This is a genomic window from Psychrobacter sp. 16-MNA-CIBAN-0192 (assembly GCF_040309565.1).
In the GTDB taxonomy this organism is placed as follows: Bacteria; Pseudomonadota; Gammaproteobacteria; order Pseudomonadales; family Moraxellaceae; genus Psychrobacter.
Genome location: NZ_JBEOOX010000446.1, coordinates 1 through 257 on the forward strand (window position 1 = coordinate 1; position 257 = coordinate 257).

Annotated in this window: 1 protein-coding gene; it reads right to left on the reverse strand. The window is 46.3% G+C overall.

The window, feature by feature from the left end; all coding sequences use genetic code 11:
* On the reverse strand, positions 1-191 hold a 191-nt coding region (locus AAEY78_RS13905; protein WP_352339956.1), incomplete at its 3' end, for a hypothetical protein.
* Positions 192-257: the final 66 nt, after the last annotated feature.

Genomic DNA, 257 nt, shown 5'->3' on the forward strand with positions numbered 1-257 from the left:
GTCCAGTAAGGGGTGTTTTCAAAATGATGAAAAATACGCGCATCAATTACTTTGTGCCAATCACGCGACTCTTCTCGCTCGCTTTGCTCATACCAAAAACCAGCCTCAATATCGTGATCACCAAACGTCGCTTGATAGTTAGCGGTTACGCCTAAACGATCTTTTTTGTAATGGGTATGGCGATAAGACATAACGGGCGTTGCTGTATCGTCGTAACATGCCGGATTTAAATCAGGCCCCGACTCCCACGGCCAACT